Annotated in this window: 15 protein-coding genes; 1 reads left to right on the top strand and 14 read right to left on the bottom strand. The window is 34.1% G+C overall.

Going from position 1 to position 15,524, the window contains the following annotated elements; genetic code table 11:
* Window positions 1–90: 90 nt before the first annotated feature.
* A complete protein-coding gene (locus tag ADJ83_RS25710; RefSeq protein WP_155986732.1) occupies window positions 91–237 on the bottom strand; it encodes a hypothetical protein in 147 nt (48 codons plus the stop codon).
* A 110-nt stretch (window positions 238–347) separates the two neighbouring features.
* Between ADJ83_RS25710 and ADJ83_RS17305 the strand changes: the two genes are divergently transcribed.
* Window positions 348–788 (top strand): universal stress protein, encoded by a 441-nt coding sequence (locus ADJ83_RS17305; protein WP_031534929.1) that lies wholly within the window; start codon window positions 348–350, stop codon window positions 786–788.
* A gap of 259 nt (window positions 789–1,047) precedes the next feature.
* Here the strand turns inward: ADJ83_RS17305 and argH are convergent, their stop codons facing one another.
* From argH to rarD, 13 genes are all read right to left on the bottom strand, one after another.
* The gene (argH, locus tag ADJ83_RS17310) at window positions 1,048–2,439 is read right to left on the bottom strand and encodes an argininosuccinate lyase (RefSeq protein ID WP_031534931.1); all 1,392 of its coding nucleotides are present in this window, start codon (window positions 2,437–2,439) and stop codon (window positions 1,048–1,050) included.
* Window positions 2,436–3,644: an argininosuccinate synthase gene (locus ADJ83_RS17315; protein WP_031534933.1), complete on the bottom strand. Its 1,209-nt coding sequence runs from the start codon at window positions 3,642–3,644 to the stop codon at window positions 2,436–2,438. Before ADJ83_RS17315 ends, argH begins: the two co-directional genes overlap by 4 nt.
* Window positions 3,645–3,993: 349 nt before the next feature.
* Window positions 3,994–4,500, bottom strand: a complete 507-nt coding sequence (locus ADJ83_RS17320; protein WP_035415961.1) for a MogA/MoaB family molybdenum cofactor biosynthesis protein — start codon at window positions 4,498–4,500, stop codon at window positions 3,994–3,996.
* An 18-nt stretch (window positions 4,501–4,518) separates the two neighbouring features.
* The gene (gene helD, locus ADJ83_RS17325; RefSeq protein ID WP_231512494.1) at window positions 4,519–6,834 is read right to left on the bottom strand and encodes an RNA polymerase recycling motor HelD; all 2,316 of its coding nucleotides are present in this window, start codon (window positions 6,832–6,834) and stop codon (window positions 4,519–4,521) included.
* A 3-nt stretch (window positions 6,835–6,837) separates the two neighbouring features.
* Entirely contained in the window at window positions 6,838–7,653 is an 816-nt protein-coding gene (locus ADJ83_RS17330; RefSeq protein ID WP_048718524.1) for an EcsC family protein, read from the bottom strand.
* A 194-nt stretch (window positions 7,654–7,847) separates the two neighbouring features.
* Complete coding sequence (locus tag ADJ83_RS17335; protein ID WP_031534942.1) at window positions 7,848–9,038, bottom strand: acetate kinase; 1,191 nt, start codon at window positions 9,036–9,038, stop codon at window positions 7,848–7,850.
* Between the two features lie 274 nt (window positions 9,039–9,312).
* Window positions 9,313–10,302, bottom strand: coding sequence for a class I SAM-dependent methyltransferase (locus ADJ83_RS17340; protein ID WP_031534944.1), 990 nt, complete (start codon window positions 10,300–10,302; stop codon window positions 9,313–9,315).
* Window positions 10,303–10,493: 191 nt separating this feature from the next.
* Window positions 10,494–10,994, bottom strand: coding sequence for a thiol peroxidase (tpx, locus tag ADJ83_RS17345; protein ID WP_031534946.1), 501 nt, complete (start codon window positions 10,992–10,994; stop codon window positions 10,494–10,496).
* A gap of 178 nt (window positions 10,995–11,172) precedes the next feature.
* Window positions 11,173–11,625: a GerW family sporulation protein gene (ytfJ, locus tag ADJ83_RS17350; protein ID WP_031534948.1), complete on the bottom strand. Its 453-nt coding sequence runs from the start codon at window positions 11,623–11,625 to the stop codon at window positions 11,173–11,175.
* Between the two features lie 18 nt (window positions 11,626–11,643).
* On the bottom strand, window positions 11,644–12,330 hold the full coding sequence (locus ADJ83_RS17355) for a DUF2953 domain-containing protein (RefSeq protein ID WP_031534950.1): 687 nt from the start codon (window positions 12,328–12,330) through the stop codon (window positions 11,644–11,646).
* A 255-nt stretch (window positions 12,331–12,585) separates the two neighbouring features.
* Window positions 12,586–13,149: an RDD family protein gene (locus ADJ83_RS17360; RefSeq protein WP_031534952.1), complete on the bottom strand. Its 564-nt coding sequence runs from the start codon at window positions 13,147–13,149 to the stop codon at window positions 12,586–12,588.
* 11 nt (window positions 13,150–13,160) lie between these two features.
* Window positions 13,161–14,174 carry a signal peptide peptidase SppA gene (sppA, locus tag ADJ83_RS17365; protein ID WP_031534954.1) on the bottom strand — a complete coding sequence of 338 codons (1,014 nt, stop codon included), beginning with the start codon at window positions 14,172–14,174 and terminating at the stop codon, window positions 13,161–13,163.
* Between the two features lie 92 nt (window positions 14,175–14,266).
* Window positions 14,267–15,193 carry an EamA family transporter RarD gene (gene rarD / locus ADJ83_RS17370; protein ID WP_031534956.1) on the bottom strand — a complete coding sequence of 309 codons (927 nt, stop codon included), beginning with the start codon at window positions 15,191–15,193 and terminating at the stop codon, window positions 14,267–14,269.
* Window positions 15,194–15,524: the final 331 nt, after the last annotated feature.

Genomic DNA, 15,524 nt, shown 5'->3' on the forward strand with positions numbered 1-15,524 from the left:
AGTAGCTTTATTTAAGAGATAAATTAAAGATTGTTCGTCTTTAATGATTAGTTATTTAGTTTTGTCCCAGCTTCATTTGTTCTTTCAAGTTTACTTTCGACTCTGTTTCTTTTCAGTATCCAAGAAAACATCAATAGCACCATCATTATAGGATTCCATTACTTGTGCGGTTACTTCTTCTCTTCCTTTTTCATCAAATTGAAAATCATTGTTGGTACTTCCGTTTAGTTTATCCATTTTCTATTCCTTCTTTCCTTAATTTCTTATCTATTATCTGATTGAAAAGTTAAACTTATGCATGAAATGGGTATATAATAGAAGTAGATTAAATAAAGGAGTGAACGCTTATGAACGTAAACTATCAAAACATTATTGTGGCAGTAGATGGTTCAGAAGAAGCAGACAAAGCAATGAAGAAAGCGATTTCAATCGCGAAAGAAAATAACTCTAGGCTTGTCATTGCTCACGTTATTGATACAAGATCATTCGCAACAGTGGCTGCATACGATCAGTCCATTGCAGCGAAATCAGATGAATTCGCAAATGAGTTATTAGATAAATATGTAACCGAAGCAACAGCTGAAGGAATACAACATGTAGTAAAAGCAATTGAATTCGGATCACCAAGAGCAGTAGTTCCACGAGAGGTTGCAAAAAAATACGAAGCAGATTTAATTGTTTGTGGAGCAACTGGATTAAATGCAGTTGAGAGATTTATCATTGGAAGTGTTTCGGAAGGAATAACAAGAAACGCACCTTGTGATGTGCTAATTGTGCGAAATAGTTAAGAGAAAAATTAAGTATAATAGCAAATGCACAGGGACACGGCCCCTTTCTAGGATACAGCCATCAAGAGAAAAGATAAGGATACTTACTGTAGGGAATGGGTTATGGCAAGAAGCACCATCGCTCAGCTCACAGGGATTTACACTAAACGTCAAATATCCTTTAAAATGCATATCCTTTCGAACGGTAAAAAAAGAATATTCTATTCGATTGCAAAGTTGCATTCAAATAGAATATTCTTTTCACTTTGCAAACAAGCTATTACTTCACTTCTTCTTTTTCTAAAACGCAAAGCTTTGCCTTTTCCATTGCTTTCTCGATTTGTTTAAATCCAGTTCCGCCAGCACTATTTCGTCTTTCTACTGCTGTTCTTGGATTAAGGACATGGTAAATATCATCTTCAAATAAGCCGCTTGCCTCTTTTAACTCATTTATACTTAAATCCTGTAAATAGCAATTTTTATTCACACAATACAAAACCAATTTTCCCACCACTTCATGTGCTTCTCTAAATGGCATCCCTTTATCTGATAAATAATCAGCTAGTTCCGTTGCATTCGAAAAGTCATTTTTTGTTGCCTTTTCCATTCCTTGTTCATTAACCTTCATTGTTTGAATCATCCCTGCAAAAATACGCAACGAGCCGACAACTGTTTTTACTGTATCAAACATTCCCTCTTTGTCTTCCTGCATGTCTTTATTATAGGAAAGAGGTAGTCCTTTCAGTACAGTTAATAATCCCATTAAGTTACCATAAACCCGTCCCGTTTTTCCTCTGATTAATTCGGCCATATCCGGATTTTTCTTTTGCGGCATGATACTACTTCCCGTCGAAAAACTATCGTCCAATTCAATAAATTTAAATTCTTGAGAAGACCAAAGAATAATTTCTTCACTAAAACGAGAAAGATGCATCATTAAAATAGAGCTAGTTGATAGAAATTCTAGGATAAAATCACGATCACTTACTGCATCCATGCTATTTTCATAAATGGAATCAAATCCAAGTAAATCAGCACTATATACACGATCAATAGGAAAAGTTGTTCCTGCTAGAGCACCTGCACCTAGTGGAGACAGATTGATTCTTGCCAAATTTTCCTGATATCTTTGTTTATCTCTTTCAAACATCCAAAAATACGCCATTAAATGATGTGCAAAAGAAATAGGCTGTGCACGTTGAAGATGTGTATAGCCAGGCATTACTGTTTCGATGTGATTTTCTGCCTTTTCTAAAAGAGCAACCTGCAATTCATTTAATAATTGAATGATTAATTTCACTTGTCTTCGTAAATAAAGATGCATATCTGTAGCTACCTGGTCATTTCTACTTCTTCCAGTATGTAGCTTTCCACCAACAGGACCAATTAAATCCGTTAACTGACTTTCTAAATTAAGATGAATATCTTCTAGTTTTACAGAAAACGTTAATTCATCATTTTCTGCTTGTTTTTTTAGTGTTAGCAAACCATCTTTAATTTTTTCCGCATCTTCAACAGGCAATATTCCTGTTTTAGAGAGCATAGCCACATGGGCTATGCTCCCTTCGATATCTTCTAATACTAGTTCTTGATCAAAGGAAATGGAGGCACCAAATTCATCCACCCATTCCTCCGCAGATTTTGTAAATCTGCCTCCCCATAATTTCTTCACACAGTCACCTTCTTGCCATTTTCCACAATGCTTTGAACCTTTGTTGGAAGTCCCCAAAGTTTAATGAAACCTACTGCTGCTGCATGATCAAACTCATCGTCTGAAGTATACGTAGCAAGTTTTTCATCATATAAAGAATTAGGTGATTTTCTTCCTTCTACTATCGCATGTCCTTTAAATAATTTCACACGAACAGTTCCCGTAACATTTTTCTGTGTTTCTTGCAAGAACGCTTGTAAAGCTTTTGTTATTGGAGAGAACCAAAGTCCTTCATAAATAACTTCTGTAATTTTCTTTTCAATTACTGGTTTAAAATGCGCTACTTCTTTGACAAGTGTGATATCCTCTAATTCTTTATGTGCTTTAATAAGTGTCAAAGCACCTGGACATTCATACACTTCTCTAGATTTAATTCCTACTAATCTATTTTCTACATGATCTATTCTACCAACACCATGTTTTCCAGCAATTTTGTTAAGCTGAAGGATTAGCTCAGAAAGGGAATAAGAGATGCCATCAATGCTAACTGGAACACCTTCTTTAAATTCAATTTCAATAACATCTGCTTGATTAGGTGCATTTTCAAGACTAACCGTTAAATCATATGCCTCTTCTGGAGGAGCAGCCCAAGGATCTTCTAGAATACCACATTCATTGCTTCTTCCCCATAGATTTTGGTCAATAGAAAATGGACTATCTAAGTTAACAGGTATCGGAATATTTTTATCTTTTGCATAGGCAATTTCTTCTTCACGAGACCATCCCCATTCACGAACAGGGGCTAGTACTTTTAAATTTGGGTTTAATGCTTGAATCGATACTTCAAAACGCACTTGGTCATTTCCTTTTCCCGTACATCCATGTGCGACTGCGACAGCATTTTCCTTTTCGGCCACTTCTACTAATTTTTTCGATATTAAAGGTCTTGATAATGCAGAAACTAGTGGATATTTCCCTTCATAAAGGGTATGTGCCTGCATAGCAGTAAGTGCAAAATCCTGTGCGAATTCTTCTTTTGCATCAATTACATAAGATTGAACAGCCCCAACTGACAATGCTTTTTGTTGAATAAAGTTTAAATCTTTTCCTTCCCCAACATCTAAGCAGCAAGCTACTACATCATAACCTTGATCTTGTAACCACTTTATTGCGACAGATGTATCTAATCCACCTGAATATGCTAAAACAACTTTTGGATTTGCCATTACCTAATTCCTCCTATATGCGAATAAATATTCATTTATTTATATTTTTATTCAAAAACTATATGTATCACTTTAACAACTTTTTCTAATAATTTCAATAGAATTTTTATAAAAATATAAATTATTTCATTTTTATACATACCCATTTCTTTGTCATCCTAATTTATCTCATTGTACAGCTAAATCATTTTAAATCCTTCTATCTCGAAGTCTATAATTTATGCATGAATTTATACATTTTCTCATTAGAAGTATAGATACTTTTATTTACAATGAAAGATATATCTTTATTCAAACAAAAAAAGGTCAGCAACCTCTTATATAAGAGGTTGCTAACCTTACTCATCCATTACTTATGCAATTCACTTACTACATGGCTTAATTCTGGAAGAACTAGCTTCTTCATCGCAAGGCGTACTGCCCCAGTTGATCCGGGAGTTGAAAAAACGACCTTATTATGAATGGTACCAGCAATTGCTCTTGATAAAATGGCACTAGAGCCGATATCTTCTGTGTAGCTTAGCATGCGAAAAAGTTCTCCAAATCCATACAATTCTTTTATCAGAAGTGGCTTTATCGCTTCAATTGTCACATCTCTTGGAGAAATGCCCGTACCTCCGTTGAGAAGGATACAATCAATTTTCTCTGATTGTACTCCTTTAACTATTTCCTGTTGAATTCGTTGTTTATCATCTTTAATAATAATGTAGTCTTCTATTGAGTGATTATCTTGTTCTAATAATTCAATCATCAGTTTGCCACTCTTATCAGTTTCGGTTGTTCTTGTATCACTAACCGTTATCACTTTACAGCCCACTTGCCAGTAATGATCGTTGATATGTGTTTGTTTATTCATGCCTTCCTCCCTTTAATTCTATCTGTTTATCTCTGCTGTATAATGCTGCTCATCCACTTTATCCAATAATAAATCTGATTTTTCCCTAGTAAATAAATGAAGTCGGTGCATTGGTCTTGTCATCGCTACATATAATAGCTTTAAATCTATTTCTTCTTGTGTAAAACTCTCACTTAAGGTGAAAAGAAATACTGCATCAAATTCTAATCCCTTTGAAAGATAGCTTGGTACAATGATCAAATAATTTTTTTCTAACTCTTCATTTTCTCGTAAGAATTGAACATTTGGAATTTTTCTGTTTTGCATTTCTTTGAATATAGTCTTACACTCTGCTTCTGTTTTGCCAATGATAGCAATAGAGTGAAAATCTTCATCCTGTAAACCCTTTGCTAATTGAACTATTTTATCTACTAAAGCTTCTTTATGCTCATACAAATGAACAGTTGGTTTTTCTCCATGACGTACAACAGGTTTCACCTTTGGTAAATCTTCATCTAGTAAATGCAGAATTTCATTTGCCAAAAACATAATTTCGATTGTAGTACGATAGCTTTTTTGCAAGGTCATATAATTAGCTCGTGGAAATACAGCTTGCTGCAGTGTATTCCAGTTTTGTAACCCTCGATACGAATGAATGCCTTGTGCTAAATCTCCAACGAGGGTAAACATATCAGTCTCCAATCCTGCTTTTAGGGCATATAATTGAAATTCGCTATAATCCTGTACTTCATCTATCACGATATTCTTAGCGCGATATTCTTTATCAATACCAAAGATTTTATATTGCAAATAAAATAATGCCCCAAGATCCTCGATCTCTACTTTCTTTTGCTTCAATATCCGCTGCTGAAAGGCAATCATATAATCCAATTGCCTTTCTGTTAAGGCATCCTCTGTATATTTTCGAAGGAGCTCCTTATCAGAAAATAATCGGCTATAGTATCCATATAAATCATTTGTCTGCATCGTTTTCATATAGTTTCTAACGGCAGTCGAAGCTTCTTTTTTGACATTGGCTAATCGTTCTTGCTTTGTATCCAAAAAATAGACTACCCTCTCTTTTCGCTTATCATCCTCTTTAATCCGTAAAGCACGATCCAATGCATCTTCATATTTATCTTCTAGCTTACTTAAAATCACTTTCTTTTTCCGCTTTAAATCTGCTTGCAATATCCCCTTTATTTTCTCTTTCCGTTTGATTAAGGGAAGGTAATCATATTCCTTCTTAAATAATCGTTCTAATTTTTTTGCCCCATATAAAGGGAATTTTTCCACACGGAACTCTTGCTTTGGGCTCATTTCATTACAAATATCAATCAGATAATTATCCATTACTTTTTTATAAGCTAAAGAACCTTTATAACGAGAAAGCCACTTGATCATTTCTTCTTGTTTATTCTCATGATTAATAAAAGATAGAAGTTTTTTATTGGACTGGATTACTTTCATTTTTTTCCCAATGCATAATAGGACATAGTCCAGAAAAGTCGTTTGGCGTATCTTCTCTACGCCTAAGTCTGGCAATGCCTCTGCTATATATCCTATAAACATATTATTTGGCGCAATAATCATTAGCTGCTCTGGTTGAAAGTATCGAGCATAGTTATATATAAAGTAAGATATTCGGTGTAAGGCAATAGTCGTTTTCCCACTACCTGCAGCTCCCTGCACTATAATCGGCCGGTTTAAATCCGCCCGAATGATTTCATTTTGTTCTGCCTGGATAGTGGATATAATTTCAGTTAGACGCTGATCAGCTTTTCCGGCAAGTGATTGCTGTAATAACTCATCCGTTGTTGTTAGGTCAATATCCTGAAAATGAAGCAATTTTCCTTTTTCGATTTTAAACTGTCTTTTTAAGGATAAATATCCTTCGATTGTTTCTTCATTAACTTCGTAAGCAACTTCTCCAAGACGTCCATCATAATAAACATTCGCAATCGGGGAACGCCAGTCTACTATAATTGGTTTTTGCGTATCTTTTTCGTACAAAGAGGTCTTCCCTAAATAATAAACATCTTTTTGTGATTTGCCCTTCATTTGATAATCAATCCGTGCAAAATATGGTGCATCTAAAATCCGTTTCAAAATATTTAACTCGGTTGTTGCCAGCTGCAAAAATTTACTATTCGTTAAATAATTGATATAACTCAAACTACTGTCAAGAGCTTCATCATTACTAATAGCATCTTTTACATTTTCCTGTAATGCTCCTTGATTTATTTGAGCCTCTTGCAAAACGATATTCATATAATTTTTTGTATATTCCAGTCTGCTTTTTTCCTGTTTCAGTTCATCTATTGAGTAATCTTCCATGTTTTTTCCTTTCTCCATCTATCAATTTTCTTCCCGTTTGTTTAATAAATAGCTTTTTTGATAATAATGATGTGCTACTTCTGTTATATTTCTCGTAAAATGATAGTTTCCTGCAGCCCCTATTACTGCTCCTGTATGGGACCCTTTATAAAATTGGAGAAAGGAAAGCTTTATTAGCTCTGTTAATAACGTCTGCAACATCTTTTCTGGCACCATTTCATCATTGCCATTATAAAAAAAGCTTTGTTGTTCCTTTTCCAATTCACCCATGATTTCAACCCAAGCTTCCATTCGCTGTTTATATGGCAAGCAGCCTGTACAGAATACTTTCAATGAAATCATTATTTCACTCGGACTATCTGCAGGTCTTCCATATATGGAAGCTAAAACCTGAACTGCCCGAAGATTGATTATAAGAATAGAAAGAAAATCTCCCATCAGAAAGCCAGTATGCTTCGATGCCAATATACCTTGCCCAGTAGCAAGTAATCTGTAATGTGCCATTTGTTTATTTGCAATTGCATGTAATTGGTCATTATTTAATTTTTTCATGTCTTTTAATGTGAAGATGGATTCATTATGCACTCTTGCCTGATGCATTAATTTTTGTGCGGTATTTCGTTGAAAGGTGGAATTAAATAAGATGGCATGAAGATGAAATAGGATGTTATCAAGTGATTGTAATATTATTTGTTTATGCATATCTGGAATATAGGATAAACTGGCATTAATATAATCGGAATAAATATAAAAGAGTTTATTTGGTCGCTGGTTGATTAATTCATTTTCCCATTGCTCTATTTTATCCAAATAAAAGTTTTCTGCTTTCGATAGCATGTAATCCCCCCAGTTTCATAACGAATCATTCCTTATTTTACTAAAAGAATCTAAGGAAAGACAATATTTTTGTTATTTCAAATTGGATTCCTTTTTTTCATACAGGAAAAAGACAATCTACCTCGTATATTGTTCTACGAGTAGATTGCCTTTTAATTAATAATGATACAAACAAGATTTTTTATTTAGTTAACTTAGATACCAGCTAATCTGCAAACGTCTCTTGCAATCATTACTTCTTCATTTGTTGGGATAACCATTACTTTTACTGGAGAGTGAGGGTAGTTAATGAATGACTCTTCCCCAGAAATTTTGTTTAATGTTGGATCCCAGTAAACGCCCATAAATTCAAGACCTTGAAGGACTCTAGCACGAACGATTTCGCTGTTTTCACCGATACCAGCTGTGAAGATGATTGCATCTACACCATTCATGCCAGAAGCATAAGATCCGATGTATTTATGGATGGTATCTGCAAAGATTTGTAAAGCTAGTTCAGCACGGTCATTTCCAGCTTGTGCTTGTTCTGTAATATCACGTAAATCACTTGAGAAACCAGAAATCCCTAAAAGGCCACTCTTTTTATTTAATACTTGGATTACTTCCTCAGCAGATTGATCCGTTTTTTCCATAATAAATGGAATTAACGCCGGGTCAATATTACCTGAACGTGTTCCCATTGTTACACCTGCAAGTGGAGTGAATCCCATAGAAGTATCAACAGATTTCCCACCTTCAATAGCCGCAATACTAGCCCCATTTCCTAAGTGACAAGAAATTAAACGTAGTTGTTCAATTGGACGACCTAATAATTCTGCCGCACGTTGTGACACATATTTATGGCTTGTTCCATGGAAACCATATTTACGAATTCCGTATTGCTCATAATATTCATATGGAAGGCTGTATAAATAAGATTTTTCCGGCATTGTTTGATGGAACGCTGTATCAAATACTGCTATAGCTGGCACATTTGGTAATACATGTTGGAATGCACGAATACAAGTTAAGTTTGCTGGTTGGTGTAATGGTCCTAATTCGCATAAAGCATCAAGTTTAACCATTACTTCCTCTGTGATTAAAACAGAATCAGCATACTCTTCCCCACCATGTAATACCCGATGTCCAATTCCATCGATTTCATCAAACGATGCAACAATTCCAAGGTCTGTTAATTTTGATAATAGAATTGTTACCGCTACTTCATGATTTGGGATATCAGATATTTCTTTGATTTTTTCGCCATTAAAATTAATATTGAATACTCCATCATTTAATCCAATGCGCTCTATTAAACCTTTTGTAATTACTTCTTCACTTGGCATTTCGAATAATTGAAACTTTAATGAAGAACTACCAGCATTAATCGCAATAATTTTTGCCATAAAATGTTTTACTCCCCTTTTGTATAACAACTTTTTATTTACTTTGTCTGACATTGAACAGATCGAATCATACAACAGACAAGATTTACTTCTTTCAGTTTTTCATTAAAACATTCTACTAGAAACATTTCAAGCACATTATGCCTAGTTATTCATTTTTTTTTGGATTTTCGTCGATATTTCAAAAAAAAGACAAATTTTTGTCGATTTCCTACTATATAATAGAGAGAATCTGTTTTATAACAATAATTGATTTACCCAGAAAATTTTCCGGTTAATCTTTTTTATTTGTTTGAATCCAAGTGTCCAATTCATTTAAAACTTTTTCCATTCCACGCATATTGGAGAAGCTAGGCACTTTTGCAAGTAAAACTTGTTTCGGTGCAACTATATTATTCCCCTTTTTCTGCAGAATCAATATACTTTTTGCCGACTGTTTATTTTTGAAAAGCGTTTCCGGCAATTGCATAATCCCCTGTATGTGTACTTCTTCTTTTATATAATCATGCAGATTTGCGGCTTGTTCGGATTCAAATAAATTGTTTGGTATAACGAAGAATGCATAGCCACCTGGTTTTAGATAATTCATGCTTTGCTCTATAAATAAATGATGTGCATATGTATGCCCATTATTTGATTTGACTTTAAATTCATTAGAACGAACATCATTCGGATAATAACCAACTGGTAAATCACTTACAACAACATCTACTGGATCAATAAATAAATGCTCTAAACTATCTTGGTTAAAAAATTCAATTGGCTGTTCCTGTAGATTTGCATTTACAAGTGCTAGTTGTAATAATAAGTCATCAACATCTACACCGTATGCAGCTATATTCTTCCCTTGCTGGTGATTCATAACAGTAGTTAATAAATTACCGGTTCCAACCGCTAAATCTAACAAACGCAGTTCCACTTTCGTACAAAACTTTTGCACTAAATAGCCAAAAAGAATGCCGATAGAATCAGGTGTCATTTGATGATTTGGTTGTGTATTTTCTTTCATCCCTTTTAAAATGACAAGTTGAAAAGCTTTGCGAATTTCTTCTTTTGTGTATTTGGCCAATTTGATTTCTTCATAGGCGTTTCTTAATCTTTTCTTACTTAATTCACTTAATTCTTCTTGTAATATAGCTTCTTGAAAGATATTTTCTCCTGTTAAAGCTAATGATTCTAAATACGTATATTCCAATTCTTCTTGAATAATTAATGCTGTTTCATTAAATACTGTAAATAATTCTTCTACTGGAGAAATGTTCATCTATTATCACCTAATTTATTGTAGATTTCTAAACATAAATTTTCCGTTACATAACTATCTCTGAATTTTGCATAATAGGATACAGCCAAATAAAAAGAGCCTGTCCTTTATATAGAAGGCCAAACTCTAGCTTATCATACGGTTAAAAATTTAACCAGATAATCGATTGTATTACCTATAAGTTATTATCGTTATTTCGCTGCTTTCACTGCTGCTATCGCTGCCTCGTAGTTCGGATGGTTGCTGCCCTCACTAACATATTCAACGTAAGTTACAGTATCAGTTGAATCAACAACAAAAATAGCACGAGCTAACAATCGCAATTCTTTCATCGCCACACCATATGATTCTCCAAAAGATAAATCCCTGTGATCTGATACAGTAATAACATTGTCCAAGCCACTTGCAGCACACCATCTTCTTTGAGCGAAAGGTAAATCAGCACTTACTGTTATTATCTCCACATTCTCAAGTCTAGCTGCTTGTTCATTAAATTTTCTTGTTTGAGTATCACAAACACCTGTATCAATAGAAGGGATAACACTAAAAAGGCGGACCTTTCCCTTTGAGCTTGCTAATGTTACCTCTGACATATCATTTGCTAACACGGTAAAATCTGGAGCTTTGTCTCCGACTTTCACTTCATTTCCAATCAATGTTACCGGGTTATGCTTAAACGTTATATTTGCCATTGCCTCTCCTCCATTTTCGATTTCATTCTATGTATTTACTACCATAATATCGATAGTTTTTTTTATTTGCAAAAAAAACGTACTTTCTTAAGAAATATAATTGGCTTTTTTTATAAAAAAAAGGAAACGAGTCCACTATTTTGTGTGAACTCGTTTAAACTACATCTAATTGATTTTTTTAAAACTCAATATCTTCTTTCGGCTGGTTTGTATGAGCGTTGTTGTTGCTTGATTCAGAAGATGAATCTTTTTTAGCGAACATTTGTTGAATCTTATCAACAGCTTGTGGAGCAATGTCCAATATTTTTTCGTATAGATGGGTACTTTCATCTAAATGCACCATTTTTACGCCCTCACCATTTACAATAAGAAAAGCAATTGGAGTAATACTTACTCCCCCACCACTTCCCCCTCCAAAAGGATGTTTAGTCAACGAATCATTTAATGAATGATTTTCAAGTGTGAATTCACTACCACCAGCAGCAAATCCAAATCCCACTTTAGATACGGTTAAGATGACACTGCCATCAGGTGTTTCAACAGGATCGCCAATAATCGTATTGACATCAATCATTTCTTTTAAGTTTTCCATTGCAGTTGTCATTAAGCCTTGAATTGGATGATCTGACATTTTCCCATTCCTCCGTTGCTATTGTTTACTTGGAATAGATGGTTCACTTGTTTTAAACTTTGGAAAACCATCTTTCCAATATTTAACCAGTTTAATTCCTGCCATCATAGCATGCCCTATCCGAAATTGAATCATACAAGAAAATAATGTTTCAGAGGCCATTCCTTGAAATTGTGGATATATGTTGATTTTGGGCATGTCTTTAAGCTTCATATAATTACTAATAATGCCAATAATACTTCCTTTAACAGCCCAAATAGCACCAGAAATCATTCCAGTATGTGCTGCATCTCCTAGACCAACAATCGAGCTCCATTCGATATGCTTAATTGTTAGTTTTGCTAAAAATGACCTTACTATGCGATGAAACTGTACAACATGGTTTAATAATTCTTTTGAATTAGATAAAAAAATTAATAAATCAGAGGCGGAAAATTGCTTTGTTTCCTCTACAGTTTCCTGTTTACCCTGTAATTCCGTCTCCTCTTTCATCACCAGTGTTGGAGAGTCCTCATCTATTTTTATCAAAGGAATGGTTTTTTTGTATTTTATGAGTCCAAACAATGCTCGAAGCTCTATCTTTAAATCATCATTATCTTTCTTATGATAATAGCGTATATGTATCGTTAATTTTAAAAAACACAGAAAAATAAGCACTAAAAAAAGAGCACCAATAATAAGACCAATTATGGAAAGAACTTTCACTTTGGTAACACTTCCCTTCAGCCTATTATTATTGGATAAAATATGAAAAAATAAACCTATTTCTTCCTGATTCTTTTCTATGCTATGGAATTAGTATTCAAAAATAAAAACTAGGATGTGACAAAACGAAATAACCAATTTACTTTTTTAAAAATCATCTTTCCAAAACACAAAAAACGAACACTAATGCATACCAACTGCATAAATGTCCGTTTTTATTATTAGTTAAAACTTATGTCCCAACCTCGGTTCCTATTATCGATCATGAATGACTGCTGTATCAGCAAATAAATCATGAAGACCTTGTTTCTTCGGCAAGAAGGCAACTAGCGCATATAAAATAATAAAGCTGCCAGAGATAAATCGACCAATCCATTCACGGAAAAGGATAGTGTCCCATGTTAATCTTTCTTTGTTCATCGGTATAACCTTCAAGCCAAAAATCATCTTTCCTAACGTTTGTTTTAAAAACAGTGTCATTAAAACAAAATATAAATAAAACGTAATGGCCGTACAAATGTTAACGGTAGAAAAAATACTCGATTCATGTAACGGTACATCTATTATTCTTAAAATCGGATAAATAAGAATACGATTAACGCTCGATACAATCACTATATCTGCTAAATAAGCCCAAAAGCGCATCCAAAAGCCGGCATATACATACGAAACTTTGCCTTTAGAATCTAACTTACTATCACCAACATTCAGATTTTGTTCCTTTGATTCAACGGTTTCATTTAATGATACCGTTAATTCGGATAGTTCCTCGTCCTTCAGGGAAGATTCTGATTCTATATTTTCACGGTTATTACTCATTTGTCCCCCTCCTATTCTGCATATAAATACATTAGTCGAGGCGAGTTAGCATTGGTGACAATCTTTAGTATATTTGCTAATTCTTTATCCTCACTTGTAATTAATTTTTTGGCAGTCATTCCAAATAGGGAAGCAAAACCAGTATTGTCGGTATAGGTAACGACAGCTGCGTCCTTTAAATCATAGTCATTTTTCATCTGTTCTACTACATCATCAAAATAGCCAAAATCGTCGATTAAATTTAGTTCCTTCGCCTGTCTACCATCGTAAATCCGTCCATCAGCGACTTTCTTCACTTCTGCCTCTGTCATTCCTCGACCATCAGCAATGACTTTAACAAAACCGGCATAAGAATTATCAATTAAATTTTGTAAAATCTCTCTTTCATCTTCTGTCATTTCTCTTGTAGAACTCATGATATCCTTATATTTCCCACTCTTAATTGTGACAAACTCTACTCCATACTTTTCAGCAAGCCCTTCGAAATTATATCCACTCATAATAACTCCAAGTGAGCCTGTTAATGTTTCCGGACTAGCAAAAATTTTATCAGCAGGTGCAGAAATGTAGTACCCTCCAGACGCTGCCATAGATCCCATTGATACGTATATTGGTTTTTTTGATTCTTTTTGAATTTCTACTAATTTATCATGGATTTGTGCACTTTCTACAACTCCTCCACCAGGAGAATTTACTTTCAAAATTACACCTTTTACACTAGGATCCTCTTTTATGTAATCTAATTTTTCGATAAAGGAAGTATGATTATAACCTACTGTCGAAAAAAGAGATTCGGCATCTCCAGTATCTTGAATGGTCCCAGACACTTCCAGTACAACTATCTTCTCAGAGAAATCTCCGTCCTCTATGTATTCTTCTACATATGGCCCTTCCCCTTCACTAAGAAATTGTCCAAATAAATCTTCTACGTCCGTTGTGAACGCTACAGATACCATACTGGTAATAATGGAAAAGACAAAAATAATACCAGCTATCCCTAAAGCTGCCCAACGTTTTCCACTCATTACTTATAACCCCCTATTATTTCTTTCTATTTCTTATACGTATAAGTACCGATATTGTTTCAGGAAAATGTCGGATTACTTAAATAGATTCTTTACGCTATTCCCTTTGCTTGCTGTTGCTTTTTTGAATTAGAGAATAGTTTTGTTTGTGATAAAGAATAAATGGATAATGCTGACCAAATAAATATAAATGCCAATAAATGAGAGGTTGTAAATGGTTCATGATAAACGAATACCCCAAGTATTAGTGTTAATGTAGGTGTTAAATATTGAATGAACCCGAGCATGGATAGCGGAATCCTTTGCGCTCCTTTTGCAAAAAACAACAATGGCACTGCTGTTAACACACCAGAAATAATTAATAAGAAGTCTAAACTAGTAGATACAGCTAAAAATGCATGATCTCCTTTTAAAAATAAATAGCCAATATACATTAAGGCAAATGGAGTAATAAACATGGTTTCCAAGGTTAATCCTACATCCGAATTAATTTTGATTAATTTCTTTGTTAATCCATATAAGCCAAATGTTAATGCTAATGAAATAGCAATCCATGGAAATGCTCCATGAGCAAAAGTAATAATACAAACTCCAATTGCAGCTAATCCTACAGAAACATACTGTATTTTAGACAATTTCTCTTTCATTACAAAAATGCCTAATAATACACTTACCAGTGGATTTATATAATACCCTAGACTCGTTTCGATTATTTTATTCGCATTTACAGCCCAAATGTAGATAAACCAATTGCAGCTTACTAATATAGATGCAATAAACAGCATGATACCCTGTCTTTTCTGGTGCTTAAATGATTTTAATGTTTGAAAGAATAATTCCCATTTACGAGTAAATGTTAGTAAAATGCACATAAAAATAAATGACCAAAAAATTCGATTTGCGAGAATTTCATCTGCCCCAACTCCTTGCAGATGCTTCCAATATATCGGGAATAGTCCCCATATTAAGTAAGATATACCAGCAAATATTACCCCGTTTTTAATGTTGTTTTTCTCCATCTTCATCGCTTCTTTCCATATTCGAAATATTCCATATTATATATATTATTTTGGTAACTGGCAATCTTTTTTAGAAATGTTTGTCAAATACAGCCAAAAGAGACTGGGACAAAACTAAATAACTAATCTTTAAAGACGAACAATCTCTAATTTAGCTCTTAAATAATGCTACACTATCTATGTTTTTAAATATAGTTAAGTGTATAAAATAAGTCGTTCATTGTGCTACAGATGCACGGATGCGCCGGAGAGGAAGCTGAGCCTCACTACGCGACCACTGAAAAACAGATAGCTATTGATGATTGGTCGTAACCGCCTTTTAAACTTAGAT

Source organism: Bacillus sp. 522_BSPC, assembly GCF_001076885.1.
In the GTDB taxonomy this organism is placed as follows: domain Bacteria; phylum Bacillota; class Bacilli; order Bacillales; family Cytobacillaceae; genus Niallia; species Niallia hominis.

What these genes read in the sequence shown, in the direction of transcription:
- ADJ83_RS25710 (WP_155986732.1), bottom strand. Translation starts at nt 237, where the DNA reads ATGGATAAACTAAACGGAAGTACCAACAATGATTTTCAATTTGATGAA.
- ADJ83_RS17305 (WP_031534929.1), top strand. Translation starts at nt 348, where the DNA reads ATGAACGTAAACTATCAAAACATTATTGTGGCAGTAGATGGTTCAGAA.
- ADJ83_RS17315 (WP_031534933.1), bottom strand. Translation starts at nt 3,644, where the DNA reads ATGGCAAATCCAAAAGTTGTTTTAGCATATTCAGGTGGATTAGATACA.
- ADJ83_RS17320 (WP_035415961.1), bottom strand. Translation starts at nt 4,500, where the DNA reads ATGAATAAACAAACACATATCAACGATCATTACTGGCAAGTGGGCTGT.
- helD (WP_231512494.1), bottom strand. Translation starts at nt 6,834, where the DNA reads ATGGAGAAAGGAAAAAACATGGAAGATTACTCAATAGATGAACTGAAA.
- ADJ83_RS17330 (WP_048718524.1), bottom strand. Translation starts at nt 7,653, where the DNA reads ATGCTATCGAAAGCAGAAAACTTTTATTTGGATAAAATAGAGCAATGG.
- ADJ83_RS17335 (WP_031534942.1), bottom strand. Translation starts at nt 9,038, where the DNA reads ATGGCAAAAATTATTGCGATTAATGCTGGTAGTTCTTCATTAAAGTTT.
- ADJ83_RS17340 (WP_031534944.1), bottom strand. Translation starts at nt 10,302, where the DNA reads ATGAACATTTCTCCAGTAGAAGAATTATTTACAGTATTTAATGAAACA.
- tpx (WP_031534946.1), bottom strand. Translation starts at nt 10,994, where the DNA reads ATGGCAAATATAACGTTTAAGCATAACCCGGTAACATTGATTGGAAAT.
- ytfJ (WP_031534948.1), bottom strand. Translation starts at nt 11,625, where the DNA reads ATGTCAGATCATCCAATTCAAGGCTTAATGACAACTGCAATGGAAAAC.
- ADJ83_RS17360 (WP_031534952.1), bottom strand. Translation starts at nt 13,149, where the DNA reads ATGAGTAATAACCGTGAAAATATAGAATCAGAATCTTCCCTGAAGGAC.
- sppA (WP_031534954.1), bottom strand. Translation starts at nt 14,174, where the DNA reads ATGAGTGGAAAACGTTGGGCAGCTTTAGGGATAGCTGGTATTATTTTT.
- rarD (WP_031534956.1), bottom strand. Translation starts at nt 15,193, where the DNA reads ATGGAGAAAAACAACATTAAAAACGGGGTAATATTTGCTGGTATATCT.